This is a genomic window from Bradyrhizobium barranii subsp. apii (genome assembly GCF_011516635.5).
Taxonomy (GTDB): Bacteria; Pseudomonadota; Alphaproteobacteria; order Rhizobiales; family Xanthobacteraceae; genus Bradyrhizobium; species Bradyrhizobium barranii.
This window is the reverse complement of record NZ_CP096257.1, coordinates 112,175-132,662: the sequence shown is the minus strand read 5'-3', so window position 1 is coordinate 132,662 and position 20,488 is coordinate 112,175. Positions and strand designations below refer to the sequence as shown.

The window sequence follows — 20,488 nt, the reverse complement described above, 5'->3', positions numbered from 1 at the left end:
TCTAGCTAGCCCGGCAGGACGACGAGGTCATCGCGGCACATGCCGCCAACGAGCTTGTGATCGGTGGCCGTTATCAGACACGGTTCTCCTCAGCGTTCATGGTACCCCGCGCCGATTCACATAAACGCGGCGCGTCAGTGACCAAGGCGGGGACACACTTCAAAACCTAGCTTGCGAGGCTTTGATGTTCACTATATGTTCATATAACATCCTCCTCGAATTTGTTCTACCGAACGAGCGCGACGTGCCTGATCAGATCGTCATTACGGAGAAAACCAGCCAGGCAAAAGACGTCCGCGCAGCGGTTGGTTCTCGCTACGGAGATGTCCTCCCGGCCGAGGGCCATTTGTTCGACCTCCTCGAACCGGAGGACGTTGTGCCGGTCTGGAAGTGCTGGTCACCGATACTTTTGCGGCCCGAAGGTCTTTACGACACTCGCCCGGCAACGGGCGGAAACAAAGCCGCCAAGCTCAAAGCGATTCGCGAGGCTCTGCGTTCCGCCAAGCGAGTTTGGCTCGCCACCGATTGCGATCGCGAAGGTCAGCTAATTGGTCAGGAAATTCTCGAGCACTACAAATACCGCGGCGAAGTCATGCGGGTACTGTTCACCGCGCAGGACCCGCAAACCATCCGTGACGCATTCGGCCGGGCAAAGCCAAATGCCGAATACGCCCGCCTTTACGCCGCCGCCGTCGCGCGCCGGCAGGCCGATCAGATCTACAATTTATCACTCACTCGCACTGCGACCGTGATCCTGGGTCGAGGTACGCGGAGAGTGATCGGCGTCGGCCGAGTGAAGACGCCGACCTTGGCCATTGTGTGCAAGCGCGAGTTGGAAATCCGCGATTTTGTGCCCCTCACCTATTTTGAAGTTGTCGTCACCGCGAAGGTAGCGGAAGGCCAATTCCAGATGCGGCACGCGCCGCAGGACCGGATCGTTAGACACGAAATTGCTGAGGACGCCGTCAAAGCAGCCGAAGGCTTCGAGGGCACGCTCGCCGTGCGCGTCGAAGATAAGCGTCAAGGACCGCCTAAACTGCATGATTTGCCGTCGCTGCAGAAACTCTGCGGCTCACGCTTCGGCTGGTCGGCGAGCAAGACACTTGAGGTGGCGCAGGAGCTCTATGACGGTCAGGGCAAGAAGATCATCACTTACCCGCGCGCCGAGGTGCGCTACCTGCCGCAGAGCTTGATATCGGACGTACCGCGGATCGTGGCCGGCCTGCAGGCGGGCCAATCGTTCAGCGCGATTCCGGTGCCCGTGCCGCCGGTTATCCGTAGAGGCGCGAGCGGCACGTTTTACGACAAGGGGTTGGAAGGCGCGAGTCACCACGCCGTTATTCCCAACGTCAATACGATCGACCAATTACGGGACGTCTGGCCTCGTCTGTCGGCTGACGAGAAGAAGCTATTCGACATCATCGCGCGGGCCTATCTCGCCGCCCTGATGCCTGACTTTCGCTACCGGCAGACAACCGCAACGCTCGACGTGCGCGGCTTCGAATTCCGTGCCGCCGGCCGCCAGCCTATCGATCTCGGCTGGCGAGCAGCATTTCCGGAGTGGCAACCCGCCGACGAAAAGGGCGACGACGCGCAATTGCTGCCGCCGCTGCGCAACGGCGAGACCGCAATGCTGCAGGACCCCAAAATTGAGGCCAAGGAGACCCGACCGCCGCCGCGTTACAACGAAGGCACGCTGATCGAGGCGATGCAGAATGCCTGGCGTTTTGTCGACGATGAGGTTCTTCGGGATCGCCTGAAGGAAGCTAAGGGCATTGGCACGCCGGCGACCCGAGCCGAGATCATCGGCGGGCTGAAGAAGCAGGGTTTTCTGATTGCCCAGGGAAAGCACATCGTGCCGACCGAGGCCGGCCTATCGCTGTTCGGCATTCTCAAACAGGCAGATCCGGCGCTGGTTGATCCGGGCGTGACGGCGCAACTTGAATGCCTGCTCGACGATGTCGTAGTCGGCAAGCAGGAGATGGTCGGCGCAATCGATGCCGTGTGTGATGTTGCCGAACGCATCATCGGCAAACTCAAGGAGGGCGCAGCCGCCGGAGGGCCTCCCCTGCTTGGCGCCTCAGTCGGCAACGGCGCTGCAGCATATCCACCCACGCCTGCGATGAAACGCTTTGCCGACAGCCTCGCCCGGCAAAGCGGCATCAAACCGCCGCCCGGCTACAAGACGTCGATATCAATCTGCGGCGCGTTTCTCAAGCAGCACGCGCCCAAGAAAACCGATGGTGAAGCAACTGGGAAGCTCGAACCCAAATCAGTTAGTCCAGCGCAGTTGTTGTACGCCAAGAAGATCGCGCTCGGGAAAGGCGTCGTCATTCCCGACGAGGCCAAGGGCAACTCGGCTGCCATGGCCGCGTGGATTGACTCGAACAAAGGCACGAGGCGCCGCAAGAGCGGTCGCAAGACCGCCTTCCGGCCGCCGGGATCGATTGCACCTCAATCGACGGCACCGAGGAAGATTGCCCGAAAACGAAAGGCTGCTGCTGCCGCCGATGCATCAATGCCCGCCCAACCAAATCCGGCGGCAGGGACGCCGCTGCGGATTCCTTATGGAAACAAAGAGATCGCTATGAAGCTGGGCGCCCGCTATGGCTCAGGTGGATGGTATGCTCCGCCGGGTGTTGACCTTGCCGCGTTCGGCGAGCGCGGATGGTTATGACGAACAGCCGCCGTTATTGCTTTTTCTGTGTCATTCCAGGAAAACATCGTTACCGGTCGTGCCACCCATTACCAGAAATGGTCGTTCGCTCTCGATCGCGCATAGTAGCAAGTAGCCGACAGAGCCGGTCCCGGAAATCTGCACAGGACGATAAGTGGAATTCTGCCTGACAGGAGCGAGTCGTACAGATCATCGAAGAGTTTTCCGACGACCGCCTGAAGAATTGGCGCATCCATTGCGGCGGCTGGCTGGCTGGTCAACCTTCGATTCCGACAACACCGAGGTGAAGGTCGACACATCGTCCTGGACCGGAGCAGACACGTGACGACTATTCGCGTTCCCGTTCGGGCTCGCCTCCCCAAAGAGTATCGTTCACCGCCTTGAACACCCGGTTGCCGCAGAATTCGCAGCGGGGCTGGCGGGGACGCAAGACACGGCGCCGCCCGAGCGGCGGATGCCAAGGGCTCACTCTCCAGTAGTTGAACCTGGCTTCGCCGCGTTTGGCACCCCTCCTTCGAAGTACTTCGAGAGCGAGAAGGGTTCCTGCCAAGACCGAGACAAAAGCAAAAGGCGCCACGATCCGTCGACCCTCCAACGACTGAAGCGTCCCCTCTCCGCAGAGCTGTTTGAACAACGTGTCATAGGCTATCCCGACGAGCGCGGATGCTTTGAGATTGGGAATTCGTGCTGCAATCTTCTCCGCCGCTGAGCCGCTTATGCGTTCCAACCGCACTTCGTCCACGGACACGCCAAGATGTTCCGCGATGTGATGCTCTCGGGTGAACTCTTCTTGGTCCGCTTCATAGATGCAGCTCAGACAGGCTTGTAGCGTAGGCTGCTTGTGGTGATGGATCACGACCTCCCGAATATCGGTCGTCGAGGCGTCAAACACCTCTCCGGGAAACTCCCTCTGGATTATTCGCCTGGCCCGACGACTATCTACAGCGACGAAAAGCCGTTCCAACCAGGGACCGTTCGATTTTTCCGGCAAATCCTGCAAGCGCAGTTTTCTGGGAGTCAGTTTCAGGCGGGGAAACGAACCTTGAGCCAGAGACGCTAAGCGGTCGGCCTTTGGGAGACCGATGTCGTCCTTCGTAAACCAGATCTGCCGGTTCAGATTTCCCGAACTAACGTCGTCGTCGTCGTCGATATCGAGGCTGCCACGGAAGTCCAGGTGTCTTGCCGCCCAAAGGAATCCGTTTCCAATGGCGCCTGCACCCGCGAGGTATGCGTGTCCAATATCCACCGGAGCCTCGAACACCGTCGGCTCGATTCCCAATTGATCAAATGACACGCGAAGCGGCGACGAACCTTCAAACGGAAGTCGATCTTGGAAGACCGTCTGCATGGTCGCCGCAGCCGCATAGCACGCGACCAAAAGGCAAAGGACGCGAGGAATGCCCGCGCAGCGCTCGCGTGCGGGTTCGCCGCCGATCACGGCGCCCTCCGATCCGACTTGAATGCGGAGGCTCCGGCGGTCGGTTTTGGCGCCGGCGTCTCCGATCAATATCTCCAGAACGACTGCCTCACCAGGTTCGCCCAAGTTGGCGGATCTAATGGTTCTACGGAGCAGAGACGCCAAATCCGTTGCTATTGCGGTCGCGGTCGCGTCCGTCGGGTCCGCGGTGATGGCGACGTCGAACTGCAGCGCCTCGCCCGCCGCTTCCAAACCGATACCGAGCGCAGCGGCAAGCATTGCCGCGTTTTCGCGTTTCGCTTCAGTCGTCAGAGTATCCGTAGACATTCCTGAACCACCTGCGCCCTTGGAACCTCGTCCCACGTTGCCCTATCGGAGAATCTGAATACCTTCGTCTGCTCAACGAAGTTCGCGAGGGAGGTGTCTCGGGCGAACCTGGGCACGACAAGCGACAACGCCCGCTCATGTCGGACGATCGCCCAGGCGTCATCGGCTTTCGAATGAAAGGCCTCTTGCGGGTGCGAATGGACCTGAGCCGCCACCATGAGACGTCCGGAGCGAAGTTTCGTCCGCAGCATATCCATTCCTTCTGGTGGGATCTGGAATCGATCTGCTCTCGCAATTTGATGGGGCAGATAGGCTTCGACGATGTCTGCTCCTTCCGGTCTCGGCCGACCTAGCCAGAGAACGACGCATTCGCTGTTGCGCTCTCCCGCCGCGCGCAGAAACGTCAAGGTTTCGTCGATCATGCTAACGGGACAATTGATCATCAGCCTGTTCCCTTGAGCCAAGCATTCCAAATTTGAGTCATGATGCCGCCGATCGTATAGCTCGATCCTCCTCGGCAGGTGTCCCAGAGATCCGTTACATGGCTGGGATGCGTGTGATACTCCCGCGACCCGCGCATGCAGACAAAGGGCAGATTCGTCAGATTGTGCGGCCCCGCGTGGAAGACGCCAGTGGGGTTTGGCAAAAGCGCCCGCAACGGCTCGCCCGACGGCGTCTCAAGACGGATCGAGGGGGGCAAATCGTTCCAGTTGTCGCATGTCAAGTTCATCCGCAGCGACGTCCTGCCGCTGGCGCTAAAGGAACAGTTGATGATCGGGAAGTCGATGCGATGCATCGTCCACCCACGGCGGGCGCACAGAGCGGGACCGAGACACTTCGTCTCCTCTTCGAACAAGGCCTGCGCGGCAGCGGGATGCATTAGCCACCGCCTCCCTCGCTCGGACCCCAATCGATCTCGGCCTTTCCGAGAGTCCGTTTTCAGCGTAGCTCTTGGAAGGATCCAGAGTTCTTTTCCCGGCGGCCGTGATGACGCTTGCGATCCAGCCGGTGACGTCCTTAATCCGGAGCTCGTGCTGCGCCTTGTGCAATTCGTGCTCGATCGCTTGCTTTTCGGGAACCGAGTCGAATCCTTCGGCCGGATAGAAGCCGGCGGTCGTCGAGATGGAGACTTCGATGTGCTCCTTCTTGTCGATGCGCTCGAACTCCTTCTCGGCCTCCTCAAGTTCGTTTCGCGCCTTGGCGATCTCCCTTTCGGCCTCGGTGTAGTGAGCCTCGGCCTTTTCAAGATCTGCGCGCGCTTTTGCCAAATCGTGCTCAGCCTTCTCCAATTCATTGCTCATCATCGTTCTCCAAAACGGGAAATCGGTTCGATCGATATATAATGGCCCTTTTTTATGTAGTCAATGGCCATTTTTAGTGTGTTCATTATTGACTTTATGGCTAAACAGTCCATACTGGGGCCAATTCAGCAAGCAAATTCAAGGTTTGGCCATGGATCGTCGGCAGATGACGCTCATCTTGAGCGACAAGGAAATGGAAGTTCTGGACGATCTTTCGCAGCGGCGCGGCATGTCAAAGACCGCCCTGCTCCGCCAAGCGCTCCGGCTCTACCAATCCGTTACCGAGCGCATCGAGCGCGGGGAGAAGGTCTTCGTGGAGCATCCCACGACAAAGGATAAGGCTGAGCTCGTCGTACTATGAAGAAGCTGCTCGGCGACCGCGTCCTGCTGAATCGGCATACCGGCGAGATGGAGCCGGCGCAGATTTTCTTCGGATCCGACGACACCAACCGTCGCCATTACGAAGAACTTTGGAAGCCGGACCTCGTGCGGCGAAATGCGGACTTCGCCGACTGGGCTGCGTCCGTGGAAGGCAACGCCCAAGATTCGCACTGGGGATGGGACGACATAATGAAGTCGACCCTGGCCTACGAGAATTTCGTAATCGAATGCGACGGCCTCACCCAAGGAATCATGAACGTCAACATCGCGACCAGATTTGCAACATTGCCTCCGCACAAAGGCCGAGAGCTTGCGTACATAGACCGCATCGCGACCGCGCCATGGAACAGACACAAGCTCTCTCCGAAGCCTAAATACATGGGCGTCGGCCGGGCGCTCTTCGCCACCTGCGTCAGCTTGAGCTTCGATCTCGAGTTTGGCGGTAGGGTAGGACTGCATTCGCTTGAGCAATCCGAAACCTGGTACCGGGATGAGCTGGGCCTAACAGATTGCGGCTTCGACGAGACCGAGGAAATGCGTTACTTTGAAATGACGGAAGAACAAGCGATCGAATTCCTCAGGGGAGCGGAGGTTCGGCCATGAAACTCCTGTTTTCAACGGAATGGCTTGAACAAAAGATCAAATCGGATCCGGACATAGAGACGGACGCCGGACGGGCGCTCGAACGGAATATCGTGGCGGACGATCTGGCGCGCGGGAAATCATCCATCGTAGCTCCGCGAGCCGCCGTGCAATTGAGGATCGCGTTAGGGACGCTCGTTCGCCAATTGCGAATGCGGGATGGCCTGACGCTGCCCGAGGTAGCCGTGCGTGCCGACGTCTTGGAAGACGAACTGCGACAGGTCGAGACGAATCCGAGTTACACGGCCCGACCTCGCCTTCTCCATAATCTTTCGAAATTCTTCGGTGTATCTTTGAACAATCTTTCGCAGATGTCCGGTGCGACGATCGCCGTCGATCGGAGATTGTATAACGAGGCGGTCCAGTTCGCTGCCCATTCGGATGATGTTTCCAGTCTTTCGCGAGAGCAACTTGAAGTGCTGGAGGCGTTCGTCGGAATGCTGAATGAATCGGCGTAGCGGATGAAAAGATGATCGAGGCCGAAGTCGGAGAATACGAGAGGCGGGAGATCGACGCCCAGGTCAACCGCATTCTGCGCGACCTCGGCAATCCCGAGCCGCCAATCCGCCTTGCGGAGGTCCGGAAGCTTCTGAACTTGGATCTTCGATACTACAAAAGCACGGATCCCGGCCTTCTCGATGAGCTCTCGCATCGCTTCAGGCTGTTCGCGAGAAAGACGATACCTGACGTCGGCAAGTATCTCAGCGAGGCACTCACAAAGTCCAAGTTGACGGCGTTCTGGGTGCCGGCATCCATGCGTATCCTTTTGGACGAAACGGTACCCGAGCCGAAGCACCGCTGGATCGAAAGCCACGAGATCAGCCACAGCGTCATCGGGTGGCATAAAGACTTCCTGTTAGGTGACAACAATGTCACCCTCGATCCAACGTGCCATGCCACGATCGAGGCCGAGGCCAACTATGGAGCGGGACGCCTACTCTTCATGACCGATCGCTTCGCCACTGAGGCTCGCGACCTGAGGCCTAATTTCGAAACGGTCAAGAGGCTCGCCAAACGCTACGACAATTCCATCGTGTCGACGTTCTGGCGGTTGATCGAAAGTCGCGATCCAGAACAGGCTATGTTCGGCGTAGTCAGTTCGCACCCCAGGTTTCCTGAGATCGGCGCCCATGACGGTCCCATGGCGTGGCGGTACTTCATCAGATCGCCTGCCTTCAAGAGCAGCTTCTCGAACATCGAGCCGGAAATGGCGTTCTCATTCGTCAAGGCGCATGCCACAAATCGAACTAGGGGCCCCGTATTCGAGGTCACCGACGTCCTCACGGACGCTCGCGGCGAGGGGTGGGAGTTTCGCATCGAGTGCTTCTCGACGACACGAGCCGTGCTAACACTGGGCGTGGCGTCGAATAGGAGAGCGGCGGTCTTTGGAGGATGACAATCTTGCGGGCCCTGACTCAGATGTTGGTCGTACCGCATCGATGGTCTCACTCTCTCGAGAGTGTTCGCTCGATTCTCCGCAACCGGTGGCGACGAAAACGTCGTGTTTTGATAAGACGGGAAATCGTCGGGATCGATCGCCCAAACCGTGGCCGCTGGTGCCCCTGCCATGCCTCCACACGAACTCGCTTCAAGGCGACGATGGCTTGTTCGTCAGGGCATATCCTCACACTTCGGCGGCACAGTATCGACCTCAACGGGAATGTGTCGCCGAGCGTGGTTTGTCCCGCCCCGCGCTGCAACTTTCACGAATTCATCCGACTCGACGATTGGACCTTCGGAGAGGTCGATTAGGGCAGTCCGATGTTTGGGAAGAGCGGCGTCGGCTCCATGCGCTGCGACATATGCTTCGAAATGAAGGCGCTCTGCGATTGATCATGGGCCCAGACGAAACGGCGAGCGCGGCCGACCAAAAACCGGTTGGAGTTGTGGACGATGTCGCGGGGCGGCAGTTTGCGCAACTGCTGCAGGCGGTCGGGGCTGTTGATGGCCACGAAAAGCTTGGTCGGGCCGATCGGCAAATACGCCACCCCGTCGGCATTGTTGAGATTGGCGAACACGGCAGCACGGTCCGATAGGAGGAAGCGGTACGGCGAGTGACCGACGTCGATCACGCCCCAAGTCATGTTATTGAGGTGTTTGCCCAGAATCTCATTGTCGAACACCTTCACGATCATGTTGACGCTGACCTTGATCGCGGTCAACGGATCGCGCGCCGCAAGATATTCGTCGAAAGTCGGCGGGTCCTCGGGCTTTCTGATCGCCTCATACTGGGTTTGATAGGCATCGCCGCCCCCATCCCACACGGATTTGGCAGCAGCACGCAATTCCGGCATCGCGTCGGGATGACGCAAATGCAGTGCGATGACGAAGCGCGACCAGGCGCTGATCAATTCGGTAGTCCACGGCGCCGGCGCCGCCGACAGGTGGTTTCGCAGCGCATCCGCCGCAACGCGATCCGCATAGTTGAAGAAAACGGCCTCGAGGAAATGCGCGGCATCGGGCGGCAACTCCGGAAACGAATACAAGTGCTGCTCGTACCCTGTCGCCCGCGGCCCGACGGGTTTCGCGATAACCTTGTCATGCTTGATCGTGTATTCGACCAGTTTGCCGCTGCCGTCAGCCCATTGCGCCAAGAAAAACGCCGGGATGAAATGATGGTCGATCGGAGCGCTCATCACGGCGGGTCACGCGGCACAAGGTCGGCGCCGAGCCGGCGCAGCTCGGTTCGCAGGAAATCCTCGTCGCAACGAGGGCCGGCGATGATCTCCCGGATCGTGTTATCGGCGAAAGCGGCCCTGAAATCGAAGTCGAGGTGCAAGTGCTGCGGAAAGGCAATCTCGGTACGATCGTCCAGGACGAATTTGCCGATCCCGAGCGCGGACAGCGAGATGCGCAGTTCGCGCTCTTCGGCGAACCGTCCTCTATCCTTCAGGTAGGTGTACATGATCGGGTTGGGCAACCGGGACTCGTTGGCGCGATGGCTCTCCCAATCGACGTAGTTGACGATGCCATAGTTCAGGTCGAAGATCTGGCGGCACCGGGCGCCATTGAATTCCAATGCGGCTCCGCCTGATAGCAACGCGCGGTTCAGGGTGGCGCGGAGCTTGTCGAAGTCGAACACCAGGCCGACGTTGCCCCTCGCTGTGCCGCCGCCGTAGGTCCAGGCGTGATCGGTGTCTTCGAGCGCGGCGCAGAAGGCGTATGTCCGCGATCGCGACTGGTCGTAGTAGTGGGCAACAGAGAACCCCGGCGCCTTTGCGAAGGTCGCGGCCGCGTTGCCCGCGCGGTCGCCCGGCAATTGTTCGCCGTCGTGACGGTCGGCGTCCGGGAAATCCTTGTAGGAATCGACGCGATTAAAATGCAGATAGCCGCCCTCGATGGAACGGACGCAATTCTCCACGCTCATGACCTTGTACAGCAGCTGACCGCCGGGTGGCTGCCGAAGCAGCCCGGCGTGAGGTTCGATCCAACCCGGCAGAGCCAGGGCGGTCGGAGTCGGAGCGTGAAGCATGGCCGCGATGTGGGTATGGCGGGTCCCGAATCCAAGCGATGACGGGCTCAAGTTCAGGCTTCCGCCGGCGGCTTGGTTTTTCCGAATCCCGACTTTCCCCGGTTCTATGGCCCTGCGCTAACGAAATCGTTCGTTAGCCCTTCGTTTTCCACCATATCCACAAGCTCTTGAGCAGAGCACGAGTAGCCGAGCTCGAGCAACACAAGTTAGCGCTCGGAGGTTCAACCAACCTCTGGAGCATGACATGGAATACACGCACTATTGGAAGCAGACGCGATGGATCGAGGTCGCCGAATGGCGACGCATCCTGAGCGAAGTCAGGCGCATTCTCGAGTTCTCGACCGAGGCGCTCGGCATCGCGATCGGGGACGGCAGAGGGGCCCGCGGTACTCCGGCGTTACATTCCGCGCGAAGTGTTTGAGCCCGACGGCTCGGGCTAAGGGTTGCCGGTAAGGACGAACGCCGCGGAGTTTTCGGAAAGGACCGGTTTTATTTTCTGGCCGAGGACGGTCTGGGTCGGCAAGGTCGGCGAAAATGAAAACGATACCGGTTTCGTCTTGTAGGTGAAATCCTTGAGGAATTCCGGCAGCAGCGGGCCAAGGCCGCGGGTCAGCCCGTTGATAAGTCCTGCAGCGGGAGGACAGGCGAGCGCGAAGTTCACGTTCTGCAGCACCAGCGACAGCGGGCTGGGCTGGAAATGCAACTTGAGCGCCAGACCGTCGAGTTTGCCCTCGTACGAAAGGTCCGACGAAGCGTCCTTTCGCACCAAAGACATGGCGGTCGCGACGGACTGCAGGGGTATCGAGGCCGTGATCCGCTTGTCCGCCGTCCACTCCAACGGACAGAGAACGTGCCCGGCCACGTCGAGCGGCACGAACTTGAAATGGGTATCGATATCGGCCTTCCCGTCCGCTTCGAGCGCGAGAGTGACTTTGTCCATGTTCTCGCTGACGTGGACATTTCTGAAACATATCCTCAGATTGCCGTTTCCGGCGACGCTGCCGTCGATGTTTGCCAAGTTGCCGGTGCGGTGAAGTCCGTCGATGACGCCCTTCTCTCCCTCGCACGCGAATTTTTCCGACGTCTTGGCCGCCTCGCAAGCGACGCTTTCGGCTTTCTTGTCCGCCTCGCATTTCAACTTTGCGGTCGAGTACAGGCCGTTTTGCGTCGCCTTTTCGGCCTCGCACACCGCATCCATGATAGGGCCGAGCGCGTTGCAAGCGTTGAAGTCGGTGTCATAGGCGGCATTTTGTGCGGCCTTGGCCGCCTCGCAGAAGGGGTCGTTGCCGTGAGTTATGCAATGCCCGAACGCCGAGGCGATGCACTTGTTGCATTCCCGCTCGTCGTGATTGTGCGTGCAGTTGCGCGGCCGTCGGCAGTCTCTGGTGTCTTCCTGCAAGTCGCATTGCCGCGTAGGCGTGCAATCCTTCCGTGGCGTGCAGTCGATCGACGAAGCGTCAGGCGTCGGAACCTTTTGCGAAAATTCCTCGCGCGGAATGGACCCCTCACCCGTCAGACACGGCTGCGCTTCCGAGAAGGCGTGGTCGAGACTCTTCGCGATAAGGGCTTTGCCGATCGCGAGCCATATCCCGGGCGGGGGATCGGCGATGCCGAGCGCGTCGTTCGTGCTGTTCCGAATTACGGTTTTGACTTCGTCGAACGTTCCGACCTTCTCGGGCGGTTTCGGTGGCAAGTCTCCGAGGGGCGCAAGCTGAAAGACGGCTTCGATCTTGCCTTGATCGATCAGCCAAGCAGCGGCGGCCAGGCCGAATGGGCTTTTCACGGAATGCGCCGCGAGCGTCAATTTGAGGTCCGGAGCTTCCTTGAGATCGACGTGGATCGGTCCGGACACGTCGAACTCCTTCTGAAGAGTGGTCGGAAGTTCGATGTTCAGCACCGGATCGCCGCCGATCGCTGCACTGAGGTTATCCGCATAGCGATTGAGGACGGCCGCCAGGAGGTCGCCGGCTTCGGTCATATCGTAGCGGCCGGCCACCGTGAGTTTTTGGATCTCGAGACCACGCACGACCGGTAAGAGCTTCACGCGCAACGTGCGCTCCGCAGACGAGGTCAAGTCGGCGGCGGCGCCGAGGAACACGTCGATCCGACCGGCGACTTGGGGCTTCAGTTTGGAGAGGAGATCCGCCTTGTCGAGTCCGGGAGGCATATCTTCCGGTTTGAGCACTATGTCGAAGTCAGCAGTCAGGCGAAGGAGCTGCCGCTCGGCAGCGAGCGCGAGTTTCGTGACCCCCCGTTTGCTCAGTTCGTTCTGCAAAACCCCCTGGATCGTCGCGACATCGGTCCCGGCGGCCACGTTGGGAGCCGTCAGAATACTCGCGGCCGTCGAGGCGGAGTCGACGGCTTTTTGTCTCTGCTGCTCCACGTCGACCGGTGGAAAGCGCCGGTTTAGCTCGGATCGAAGAGGATCGTCACGCAATGAGTAGTAGAGGCCGCCACCGACGAGAGCTATTGTGAGCAACACCCAAAACCACCGCATGGCAATCTTCCTCCCGGTTCGCGAGAAGTAAAGTCGTTCCCGTTAACGTTGTCACGGCCACAAATAACATCCACGTCAGATTCGGATTTCGTCAGTTGAACGAGCCGTTCGACGAGGCGCCGCGACCCGACACACGGAAGGAGCTTGGGAAGATGTGACAAGACGATGTCACGACGTGGGCCTGCGGAAAATCGATTGCCTCAACGGAGGCGATCTCCTAAGTCGAAGCTTTCACGGGCTTTGTTCTACCAAAAGGGTAACCATCATGCTGCCGTTGGCTCGCTTTTGGACTTGGTTGGGCGCGGCTTACGTACCGGCTGCGGCCACCGGAATCTTTTTCGTTTACAACGGCACTCATCGTGGCGTTCTGATTTCCGCCGGCTATCTCGGCCTTGCGGCGAGCTTCGCGGTCGGAGCGATCCTCGCGTCGGTATTGGCTCTCTACGTCATGGGGGCCCGCAAGTCCGCAACGTCGACCGTGGCACCTCCCAACACGCTCTTCGAGGATGAAACTCACCGAAGCCCGCTCTTTTCTTGGGGAACGGTGCTTGTGTTCGCAATGGCGGTACTCACCGGGCTCGCGTGTTTCGGCAACAGGTACGTCGATAGCCGCATTCACCTCTGGGACTCTCCGACACCGATCTCCGATTCCTTCTTCGGAAGTCGATCGAAGGCGTTCGCTGCTGGCTGTCCGAAGGGACCCTGTTTCGCAATGGGCCAGCGCATGGAGGGCAAGAAGGCCACGGACCACGTGGTCGAGTATGTCCTGTATTGGACGGACGGCCTTTTGGTATTCCTTTTCTTGTGTCTTTTGGCGGCGCTGGCGTTTCTAATCCACGCATGGCGTAGGCGGTCCGAGCCTCCTCGTTACGAACTGTAGAAGCGCTGAGTTTCGGTCGTCGACCGGGCTCGTCACCGGCGATGCGGAGCATATCGGTGGCAGGGAGTAGTGCGGCGTCGCGCAAGACCCCGGTCATGCGCGCGACGTCGCTGCCGGCGAAAGCGTCCCGGATGACTGCGAGACTCGCGCTGGAGACGCCGGCCGTGGCCAGTGCCATCGCGTAGGAGTCGGTGCCCAATCCCTCGGCTACACGCCTCAGGTTATTCGTGAACGGATCTGGCAGGCCGGCAGCCGTGTGGGCGATGCGGTCATTGTCCAGCAATGCGGCGCCGGCTGCTTTCCGAAGAATATCGTCGTCCATCGTGAGTCCCCTCCGGCGTCACCGTGCACCGAATTGCGAATCTTTGAGCTTAGTGGGACAGGCATCGACGGTCTGCAATGCGACGGAAGCGTGGCGCATCACTACTGCACCGGAGCTCCGATCGACCCTCGTCACCAATCCCGCCGCTCGGCCGACCGGTCTTCTTCTTCGGCTTCGCGCTCGTAGCTCTCGGCGAGCAGGTTGAGCAGGGCGCGGGTCCTCACGTTCGCGATGCCGGCGGCTTTGGCAAAGGCACGATAGCGGGAAGCGATCTCGCGCTCGATGCCGCCGCCCTCCGTCGTGCGGCGCACGGAGGACCCGTGCTTGTTCCGCTCGGCGATGAAGAACCCGTTCTCCAATTCCTTGCTGCTGGCGTGCTCTATGATGTGTCGGACCGCTTCGGGCGGCCACGGGGCGCCATCCTTGTTGGGCACCTTCGACAGGATCGCGCCGATCTTGCTTTCGGCGACCACGGAACGTCGTTCCTCCCGGGCCAGTCGGAGGACTTCCTCGACCCACGATCGGAGGGCCTCCGCGTTGATCTCGCCGTCGGCCCGGATACCGGGCACCGCCGACCAAGCCTGCAGCACGTGGAAGGCCTGCTCGGCGATCTTGCGCTCGGCTTCCGAGAATTCGGGCGGTTGCGCTTCTCCCTCCGCTGGATACACGTGAGCCAGCAGACGCACGAAGAAGCTCGGGTCCGCGGCGATCGCTTCGTCCAGGCACTTCGCGGGACGCGGACCATGCTCGAGCAGGCGGTGGTAGATCCATTCCAGACCGGCTATTTCCAGTCTAGGGAACGACGCGTCGGCATCGAGCCGCTTGAACAGTTCCGTGGCCTCGTGCTGGAACATGTCGCCGTCCTGGATGTCACCGCCGTCGATCGTGGATGGATGGCGCAGGACGGAAGCGACCAAGGAGGCCGGTACTGGCATCTTGGGATTGGCGGCGATCCATGTCATCGCGGTTCGGCCGCGATCGACTGCGAGAAGCTTCTCGATGACGTAGTCGGGGTCGGCTATCGAATCGGAAGCGAACGCATTCATGCGCTTCCAATATCGCGTCGCGACGTCCGCGCCGGCACGCTCGATCGCGTCCCAATTCCGCCTTTCCTGAGTCAGCTGCACGGCGATTCTCGCGAGCAGATCGGGATCTTCGTTTCGCTCCGCGCCCTTCTCCAATCGGTCCAGCAGCCAGGGCTCTCCTCGCGAAACGCGTAGCGTGGAGAGCATGCCGCGGACAAACTCCTCCATTCCCGAGTCCGGGAGCGCCCTCTCCAACAGATCGTCCTTCGTTTCGTCGGGTACGGAGGCGGCGGCGACTGCGTCTCCCAGCAGGCGGGGATTCCGGACCGTCTTCGCCATCGCGATTACGGCCTCCGGCGAAGAGGTCTCGAGGATTTGCTCCGCCGCGGCATGCCGAGCCTCTTCCGCCTCCTTCTGCAATTCGTACCAGTTGCGGTCGCTGCGGAACTTGTAGTCCGGCGCTCCGAACAGCCAGCCATGACGTACGATCGGATCGGTCGGTTCGAGCCTTTCGTAGAGCGTCTTCAGTGGAGCGAGCGCGTCGGCCTTGAGGGTCCAATGCGCCTCGGAAAATTGTTCGTGCTTTCCGATGAGTCGGCGGAGCATCTCGCGGAACGCGACCCTCTGCTCGTCGGAGGCTGCATCGATGACCGCGGAAAGCGCGTTTTCGGCGCTCTTACGCCACTCGTCGTCGAATCCGTTCCAATGGTCGAACAGGTTCGACCAGCGCTCGAGGTCGGTGCCGGCCCCGGCCACCATCCGGGCACCGATTTCGCGGTGGCCGGCGGAGGGCGAGGATCCGCGCGCCGCGGCTTCGGCCGAAAAATCCCGCCATGTCGGAAACGCGGACGGCTCGATTACGGGATGGACGCGGGGAGCCAGTGCGACCAGCAGTTTCCAGCCGACCGTCGGAAATTTCGACACGACGGCATCGACGACCTCCATCCGCTCGGCCATCGAAGCGAACGTGCGAGGCGACAGCGGAAGAAAGATGGTCCGCAAGGTCGCGTCGGGACGGTTGGAGAACGTGCCTCCCGGATCCAACTCGGCCAGCCGCGCAAGCACGAGCGCGGCGCGTCCCAGATACTCGGGACTCCAGGCGAGTATCTCGAGCGCCCACATGAGTTCGGCCAAGTACTCGATCCTGTGGAGGAAACCTTCGTCGCTTCTGAACAGCGGCATGACGGGCCTGGCATCGTCTCGTAGCGCCTGCTCCAGCGCGTCGAGAAGCGCCTCGGGGCACGCTTCCGCGAGCAGACAGAAGTCGTCCGACAGCGACCACCACCTCCGCTCGTCGGCGTCTTCCAGCAGTTTCCGGATCGCCTGGTGGCTTCGGTATTTGCCGTCGAGGACGCCGTTCGCCCGCTCCGGAAACACCGCCAGAGCGATCAACGCTTCGGCGAGGCCTCGCCGGATCAGTTTCGAAGCGAGCTTCGGCGGCCCCGCGGCGACGGTCCAACGGCTTTCGGGGGTTGCGTCGAAGTCGGGATCGTCCGCCGAAAACACGTTCAGGAAGTTTTCGACCAGCAGATCCACCTGATGCGAGGTCAGTTGGTCGGCGAGTAGGAACCAGGTGTCGCGCAGCGATGCCAGCTTCCATGCCGAGCCCGACCTGCGCAGCGGCCCGTCGAAGCCGGCGAACGCGGTCAGATCGGCTACGAAGTCTGCGTAGTTGCGGCCGCTGAGACGCTCCATGATCTCCCGATCGACGGGATGGGAGCCATCCCACGCTCCGGCGAGCATCGCCGCGACGAGGGAGGGCGAGACCGGCGCCGCGCTCCATGAAGGCTTCTTGGCGGAACTTGTCATCAACCTGCGCAGGACCGTCAGACTGCGACCGCATCCGCCGGCCGAGACCTGGGCCTTCTGTTGGTCGACGCCCATCCTCTCGAGCGCGCGCCGGATCGTGAGCTTCCAGGGACGCGCCAAGCGGGAAGGACCTCGCGCGCCGCCGGTGTCCGATCCCAGCGCGACGAACACGTGATGACCGTCCTTCACGAGTGATGCGGCGAGGCCGGGATCGGCGTCCGTCAGAACGATGGCGAGCTTGGCGCTCAATCCGATGCAGCTGCGCGCGGCCTCGCCAGATTCGGCGACGAAAAGGCGGCTTTCCCAGAAGAGCCTGTGGAGCACCGGAAGCGGGTCGATCGCCGCACGAAGGAACGCCGTCGCCTCCTCTGACGATTCGGCCTGCATGGTCAGCACATCGGGCGGACCCTTCAGCCAGCGACGGACCTGCGTCGCCTGCTCGTCCCGGTCGCCGAGCAGCAGTTCAGCGCTCAATGGGGGGTCCGTCGCGAGCGACCATTCCCCGAACACCTGACCGATGTCGCGCAGGTCGTTGCGTCGCTTGCCGATGCGGACCGAAAGCCAGCGCGAGACGCCGGGGCACAGATCCAGCCAGTGGACGAGGTCGTCGCCATCGACGACGGATATTTCCTTCCAGATGCCCTCCGCGATCTTCTGCCGGCGCCATGTCTCCTTTTTCGGCCATCTTTGCGGCGTCACGAACACGTACGTGGTGTTCTTGCGGTCTATCGTCGTCGGTCCTTTCGAGCGCTTTTCATAATCCTCGTTCGCCTTCTCCGCGATACGGGTCCGCTGCGTTCCGACCTCCCAGACGGACACTCCATCGGAGACCTTGCCTCGACCGGTTGCGATGCTGCAGATGCCGTCCCACCCTGCGAACAGGACGCTGTCGCCGGCCGGAAACCGGAAATCGGCGGCGGGCCCGACCGTCGCAAGGATGAGCCGGCCGACCATTTCCGGAAGCCGCTCCTGTCCGTCGCGGCTCGAACCCCAGTTCGCGAGGTCCTGCGCTTCGATCCAGCGGAAGGGGTCGCCGGCCAGTAATTGGGGCGGGGCTGGCGCCGTCTCGACCGCGACGGAGCCGTCCGGCGCGAACCGGACGCCAAAACCCGCCATGGCACGCTCGACAGCTTGAGAATGCTCCCCGAGCGAACCCAGGAGACCCTGTTCGAAGTCGGAAAGCGTCCAGAAGTTGACGCCGGAGGCAACCGAGACGTCCTTGAGCGACTGCGCGGTCAAGGCACGTGCCGAGAGCAGGTTAATCCGGTTTATCGGGCTCTTCGTCATCGGCGCCTTTCGGATGAGGATTTCGGAAGGACGCACCCTCCGATGTCGGCTTGTCCGGCCGATTTGGTGATTGCGGGCCGCGTCGCAAGAGACGTCTCTTGCGATGACGGCCGGCGCTCGTCCCGATGGTCCTAACGCCCACGGCATCTTCATCCGAAAAAGATTCCGCCGCCACTCCATTGGTCGGACTCTCCGGTCTTCTTTTCGGAAACGATCGGTTGACGCCGCGGATATAGAGAAGGCTGGTCTTGTTAGCTTGATCGAGCATGAGATTTTCCAGATCATCCGAGGCGGAGGTGGCGCTCTAGGAAGGCGTAAATAGACATTCGCCTTACGGCTTTCGGTTGCGCCCGCAACGGTGAAGGTGGCCACCAGTCATCAGTTAACGATGACCAGTGATCCCAAGCTATCAAGGAATTAGATCTGTCAGCCAAGGCCGCGAGAATCATCGCGCGGTGCCACAGTCCGATGCTTGGAACGTCGCCAAAACCCTCATTTGGCGCCTTGGTCCCCGGGAAGTGCCGTTGCGATGGCAAGGGACAAGAGCCATTGCCAGCCGAGGATGAAACCGAGATTGGGGTGCCCCGTTGAATTGTCGCTGCAATTGCGACACTGCGATTGCTAATGACCATTGCCTGATTCCTCTCGACCCGATGACTAAACGCCCGCCGTCGCAAGCTGGAATATGCGAAACAGGACAAAGCCGCCGGCGGCGATAAGGTAGCCACGCAATACGGTCATCCAGATGCGGGAGGCGAGCGAAAGGCGCGCCGCGGAAACTGTTCCAAAGGCGGCATCCGCCAATTTTCACTGGCGCCGTTTGCGGTCGGGAATGCCGCCGCGGTTTTCCCAGGCCCCGTTCCTCGACGTAGCTGACCGTCTCGCTCACTGGCCTGCCGCGCAAAGCGGCAGTGGAAGTGAGCGATGTTCAAGAAACTCGCAGAATTCCGGCTTGTTCAGTCACGGCGCACCGTGCCGGGGCCGCGCGAAGCCATCATTCATCCCAATGACAACCTGCCGGGTTTTCGCCGCCCGGCGGCAACAGGCAAGCGTCGGCCTCGATCCCCGGCGCTGGCCTGTCATTGGTTCGACCGCAAGGGTCGGCTCGAATGTCACTGGCTGGTCGAGATGGACGCTGTGCCGATCGATGATTTCGATGAGCATGAGCATTGCATGACAGGCGGCGTTTCCAGAAGCCGGATGCGGAAATTCTTCAAATCACAAACCTCGGGAGGAGTTCGCTCACTTTTCTACGCGAAACTCTGGGGTTGCCATCATCCCTCGGAGTGCGGGGCGACGCCATTAGCGACGATTGAAACGACCAAGGCGGCCCGCATGCGAGGTACGTGGCGTTAGACTGGAGATACTGAGGGACGACCGTGTGGCAATCTCTACTCGATCACCGCCAACGAGGCGGCTATTCGCCGCCTCCTCGCCATCGAAGCCCTTCTCGCGCTCCTTGATCTTCTTGCGCACGCGCACCTTCACCTCCTTGGCGGGGTTCTCGGCGAGCAGTCCCTGATCGACGGCGAACTGGAACATGGCCTTGGTCGAGGCGAGGTAGACGTCCCGGACCGTGATGTTCTTCATGCCGCCTTCGAGCAGCGCGTCCTTCGAGGCGACGATGTCGGCGCGGGCGATCGTTGCGGCGTCGTCGTGACCGAGATGAGCGATCAGCCGGTCGACGGTAAGCGGCAAAGAAACCCCGTCTGGCGGAGTGGTAAGCGATCGGCTATCGGCTGCTGAGTTTGTGAGCCGATGTGAGGTTCTATGTCTGCGCCTAGTTCTGGAACTAGAACCTTCCATATGATCGAAGCGGTCGCCGACCGTCTCGAGGGAGCGCCGCGGCAGCTTCGCCGACGCTGGTCGGACGAGTTCAAGGCGCAAATTGTGACAGAGGCGCTGGAGCCTGGCGCGAGCGTCTCGGCGATCGCCCGCCGGATCGGCATTCACCCGTCGCAGCTGTTCGCTTGGCGCCGTGATGCTCGGGCCGAGCGGCATTATCGCTCGCGGCACTCGAGTTGCGAGGGCGTGGTGGCGTCTGTGGCAGGCACAGTGATTGAGATTGCCATTGGCGAGGTCGTCGTGCGTGCCGGCGTGGACGTCGACGAGGCGCACTTGCAGCGAGTGATCCGGGCGGTGCGTTCGGCATGATTCCCTCGGGCGTGAAGGTGTTCCTCGCCAGCCATCCAGTCGACTTCCGCAAGGGTATCGATGGCCTGGTTGCGCTTGTGCGCGATGCGGGCTCAGATCCGTTCGACGGTGCGCTTTATGTCTTCCGGGCCAAAAGAGCCCAACACTCGACATTCTGCATACAGTCTTCGAAGCGCGACAATTGCGTATCCGTGGCATCCGCTTTTTGGGCGGACGCTTCAGGTGGCACCGTTCCGACGCGGCAAGGAGCTGAAATGCATCTACACAGAGGAGCGGCGTGGGTTTAGCCGCGAAGTT

Annotated in this window: 19 protein-coding genes and 1 pseudogene; 10 read left to right on the top strand and 10 right to left on the bottom strand. The window is 60.8% G+C overall.

The window, feature by feature from the left end:
• The first annotated feature begins 184 nt into the window (after nt 1-184).
• Entirely contained in the window at nt 185-2,677 is a 2,493-nt protein-coding gene (locus HAP41_RS49655) for a type IA DNA topoisomerase (RefSeq protein WP_175618599.1), read from the top strand.
• Between the two features lie 328 nt (nt 2,678-3,005).
• On the opposite strand, the gene HAP41_RS49650 is transcribed toward HAP41_RS49655, so the two are convergent.
• From HAP41_RS49650 to HAP41_RS49635, 4 genes are read right to left on the bottom strand one after another with little or no spacing between them, the layout of a single operon-like run.
• Entirely contained in the window at nt 3,006-4,421 is a 1,416-nt protein-coding gene (locus HAP41_RS49650) for a ThiF family adenylyltransferase (RefSeq protein ID WP_166107218.1), read from the bottom strand.
• Nucleotides 4,403-4,864: an MPN domain-containing protein gene (locus HAP41_RS49645; RefSeq protein ID WP_166107215.1), complete on the bottom strand. Its 462-nt coding sequence runs from the start codon at nt 4,862-4,864 to the stop codon at nt 4,403-4,405. Before HAP41_RS49645 ends, HAP41_RS49650 begins: the two co-directional genes overlap by 19 nt.
• A complete protein-coding gene (locus tag HAP41_RS49640) occupies nt 4,864-5,217 on the bottom strand; it encodes a putative metal-binding protein (RefSeq protein WP_166107213.1) in 354 nt (117 codons plus the stop codon). The genes HAP41_RS49645 and HAP41_RS49640 overlap by 1 nt, the downstream gene beginning before the upstream one ends.
• Entirely contained in the window at nt 5,177-5,722 is a 546-nt protein-coding gene (locus tag HAP41_RS49635) for a hypothetical protein (RefSeq protein WP_248577275.1), read from the bottom strand. The genes HAP41_RS49640 and HAP41_RS49635 overlap by 41 nt, the downstream gene beginning before the upstream one ends.
• A 166-nt stretch (nt 5,723-5,888) precedes the next feature.
• Here HAP41_RS49635 and HAP41_RS49630 point away from each other — a divergent pair, with 166 nt between their 5' ends.
• Genes HAP41_RS49630 through HAP41_RS49615 form a run of 4 tightly spaced genes read left to right on the top strand, consistent with a single transcriptional unit; the run spans nt 5,889 to nt 8,141 of the window.
• Complete coding sequence (locus HAP41_RS49630) at nt 5,889-6,083, top strand: ribbon-helix-helix protein, CopG family (protein ID WP_206706280.1); 195 nt, start codon at nt 5,889-5,891, stop codon at nt 6,081-6,083.
• Complete coding sequence (locus HAP41_RS49625) at nt 6,080-6,706, top strand: hypothetical protein (RefSeq protein ID WP_166107207.1); 627 nt, start codon at nt 6,080-6,082, stop codon at nt 6,704-6,706. Before HAP41_RS49630 ends, HAP41_RS49625 begins: the two co-directional genes overlap by 4 nt.
• Nucleotides 6,703-7,203: a helix-turn-helix domain-containing protein gene (locus HAP41_RS49620; RefSeq protein WP_166107205.1), complete on the top strand. Its 501-nt coding sequence runs from the start codon at nt 6,703-6,705 to the stop codon at nt 7,201-7,203. The genes HAP41_RS49625 and HAP41_RS49620 overlap by 4 nt, the downstream gene beginning before the upstream one ends.
• Before the next feature lie 11 nt (nt 7,204-7,214).
• Nucleotides 7,215-8,141 carry an ImmA/IrrE family metallo-endopeptidase gene (locus HAP41_RS49615; RefSeq protein WP_166107203.1) on the top strand — a complete coding sequence of 309 codons (927 nt, stop codon included), beginning with the start codon at nt 7,215-7,217 and terminating at the stop codon, nt 8,139-8,141.
• A 352-nt stretch (nt 8,142-8,493) separates the two neighbouring features.
• Here the strand turns inward: HAP41_RS49615 and HAP41_RS49610 are convergent, their stop codons facing one another.
• Nucleotides 8,494-9,381, bottom strand: coding sequence for a DUF4238 domain-containing protein (locus tag HAP41_RS49610; protein WP_166107201.1), 888 nt, complete (start codon nt 9,379-9,381; stop codon nt 8,494-8,496).
• A complete protein-coding gene (locus HAP41_RS49605) occupies nt 9,381-10,112 on the bottom strand; it encodes a hypothetical protein (protein WP_175618598.1) in 732 nt (243 codons plus the stop codon). Before HAP41_RS49605 ends, HAP41_RS49610 begins: the two co-directional genes overlap by 1 nt.
• A gap of 349 nt (nt 10,113-10,461) precedes the next feature.
• Between HAP41_RS49605 and HAP41_RS49600 the strand changes: the two genes are divergently transcribed.
• Nucleotides 10,462-10,638: a hypothetical protein gene (locus HAP41_RS49600; RefSeq protein ID WP_166107199.1), complete on the top strand. Its 177-nt coding sequence runs from the start codon at nt 10,462-10,464 to the stop codon at nt 10,636-10,638.
• A gap of 15 nt (nt 10,639-10,653) precedes the next feature.
• Here HAP41_RS49600 and HAP41_RS49595 read toward each other — a convergent pair whose 3' ends face one another.
• Complete coding sequence (locus HAP41_RS49595; RefSeq protein ID WP_166107197.1) at nt 10,654-12,714, bottom strand: hypothetical protein; 2,061 nt, start codon at nt 12,712-12,714, stop codon at nt 10,654-10,656.
• A gap of 265 nt (nt 12,715-12,979) precedes the next feature.
• Here HAP41_RS49595 and HAP41_RS49590 point away from each other — a divergent pair, with 265 nt between their 5' ends.
• Nucleotides 12,980-13,594, top strand: a complete 615-nt coding sequence (locus HAP41_RS49590; protein WP_166107195.1) for a hypothetical protein — start codon at nt 12,980-12,982, stop codon at nt 13,592-13,594.
• 453 nt (nt 13,595-14,047) lie between these two features.
• Here the strand turns inward: HAP41_RS49590 and HAP41_RS49585 are convergent, their stop codons facing one another.
• Together HAP41_RS49585 and HAP41_RS49580 are read right to left on the bottom strand one after the other, a co-directional pair.
• Nucleotides 14,048-18,037 (bottom strand): hypothetical protein, encoded by a 3,990-nt coding sequence (locus tag HAP41_RS49585; RefSeq protein ID WP_166107193.1) that lies wholly within the window; start codon nt 18,035-18,037, stop codon nt 14,048-14,050.
• The gene (locus HAP41_RS49580) at nt 18,009-18,305 is read right to left on the bottom strand and encodes a hypothetical protein (protein WP_166107191.1); all 297 of its coding nucleotides are present in this window, start codon (nt 18,303-18,305) and stop codon (nt 18,009-18,011) included. The genes HAP41_RS49585 and HAP41_RS49580 overlap by 29 nt, the downstream gene beginning before the upstream one ends.
• Nucleotides 18,306-18,961: 656 nt before the next feature.
• On the opposite strand from HAP41_RS49580, the gene HAP41_RS49575 reads away from it, so the two are divergent.
• The gene (locus HAP41_RS49575) at nt 18,962-19,393 is read left to right on the top strand and encodes a hypothetical protein (RefSeq protein ID WP_166107188.1); all 432 of its coding nucleotides are present in this window, start codon (nt 18,962-18,964) and stop codon (nt 19,391-19,393) included.
• On the opposite strand, the gene HAP41_RS49570 is transcribed toward HAP41_RS49575, so the two are convergent.
• Nucleotides 19,340-19,735, bottom strand: coding sequence for a site-specific integrase (locus tag HAP41_RS49570; RefSeq protein WP_166107186.1), 396 nt, complete (start codon nt 19,733-19,735; stop codon nt 19,340-19,342). The genes HAP41_RS49575 and HAP41_RS49570 overlap by 54 nt on opposite strands.
• A gap of 108 nt (nt 19,736-19,843) precedes the next feature.
• On the opposite strand from HAP41_RS49570, the pseudogene HAP41_RS49565 reads away from it, so the two are divergent.
• Both HAP41_RS49565 and tnpB read left to right on the top strand, forming a co-directional pair.
• Nucleotides 19,844-20,017, top strand: a pseudogene (locus HAP41_RS49565) (transposase); the annotation flags it as partial.
• 170 nt (nt 20,018-20,187) lie between these two features.
• Nucleotides 20,188-20,478, top strand: coding sequence for an IS66 family insertion sequence element accessory protein TnpB (gene tnpB, locus HAP41_RS50955; protein WP_166107184.1), 291 nt, complete (start codon nt 20,188-20,190; stop codon nt 20,476-20,478).
• Nucleotides 20,479-20,488: the final 10 nt, after the last annotated feature.

What these genes read in the sequence shown, in the direction of transcription:
- HAP41_RS49655 (WP_175618599.1), top strand. Translation starts at nt 185, where the DNA reads ATGTTCACTATATGTTCATATAACATCCTCCTCGAATTTGTTCTACCG.
- HAP41_RS49650 (WP_166107218.1), bottom strand. Translation starts at nt 4,421, where the DNA reads ATGTCTACGGATACTCTGACGACTGAAGCGAAACGCGAAAACGCGGCA.
- HAP41_RS49645 (WP_166107215.1), bottom strand. Translation starts at nt 4,864, where the DNA reads ATGATCAATTGTCCCGTTAGCATGATCGACGAAACCTTGACGTTTCTG.
- HAP41_RS49640 (WP_166107213.1), bottom strand. Translation starts at nt 5,217, where the DNA reads ATGCATCGCATCGACTTCCCGATCATCAACTGTTCCTTTAGCGCCAGC.
- HAP41_RS49635 (WP_248577275.1), bottom strand. Translation starts at nt 5,722, where the DNA reads ATGAGCAATGAATTGGAGAAGGCTGAGCACGATTTGGCAAAAGCGCGC.
- HAP41_RS49630 (WP_206706280.1), top strand. Translation starts at nt 5,889, where the DNA reads ATGACGCTCATCTTGAGCGACAAGGAAATGGAAGTTCTGGACGATCTT.
- HAP41_RS49625 (WP_166107207.1), top strand. Translation starts at nt 6,080, where the DNA reads ATGAAGAAGCTGCTCGGCGACCGCGTCCTGCTGAATCGGCATACCGGC.
- HAP41_RS49620 (WP_166107205.1), top strand. Translation starts at nt 6,703, where the DNA reads ATGAAACTCCTGTTTTCAACGGAATGGCTTGAACAAAAGATCAAATCG.
- HAP41_RS49615 (WP_166107203.1), top strand. Translation starts at nt 7,215, where the DNA reads ATGATCGAGGCCGAAGTCGGAGAATACGAGAGGCGGGAGATCGACGCC.
- HAP41_RS49610 (WP_166107201.1), bottom strand. Translation starts at nt 9,381, where the DNA reads ATGAGCGCTCCGATCGACCATCATTTCATCCCGGCGTTTTTCTTGGCG.
- HAP41_RS49605 (WP_175618598.1), bottom strand. Translation starts at nt 10,112, where the DNA reads ATGAGCGTGGAGAATTGCGTCCGTTCCATCGAGGGCGGCTATCTGCAT.
- HAP41_RS49600 (WP_166107199.1), top strand. Translation starts at nt 10,462, where the DNA reads ATGGAATACACGCACTATTGGAAGCAGACGCGATGGATCGAGGTCGCC.
- HAP41_RS49595 (WP_166107197.1), bottom strand. Translation starts at nt 12,714, where the DNA reads ATGCGGTGGTTTTGGGTGTTGCTCACAATAGCTCTCGTCGGTGGCGGC.
- HAP41_RS49590 (WP_166107195.1), top strand. Translation starts at nt 12,980, where the DNA reads ATGCTGCCGTTGGCTCGCTTTTGGACTTGGTTGGGCGCGGCTTACGTA.
- HAP41_RS49585 (WP_166107193.1), bottom strand. Translation starts at nt 18,037, where the DNA reads ATGACGAAGAGCCCGATAAACCGGATTAACCTGCTCTCGGCACGTGCC.
- HAP41_RS49580 (WP_166107191.1), bottom strand. Translation starts at nt 18,305, where the DNA reads ATGCTCGATCAAGCTAACAAGACCAGCCTTCTCTATATCCGCGGCGTC.
- HAP41_RS49575 (WP_166107188.1), top strand. Translation starts at nt 18,962, where the DNA reads ATGTTCAAGAAACTCGCAGAATTCCGGCTTGTTCAGTCACGGCGCACC.
- tnpB (WP_166107184.1), top strand. Translation starts at nt 20,188, where the DNA reads ATGATTCCCTCGGGCGTGAAGGTGTTCCTCGCCAGCCATCCAGTCGAC.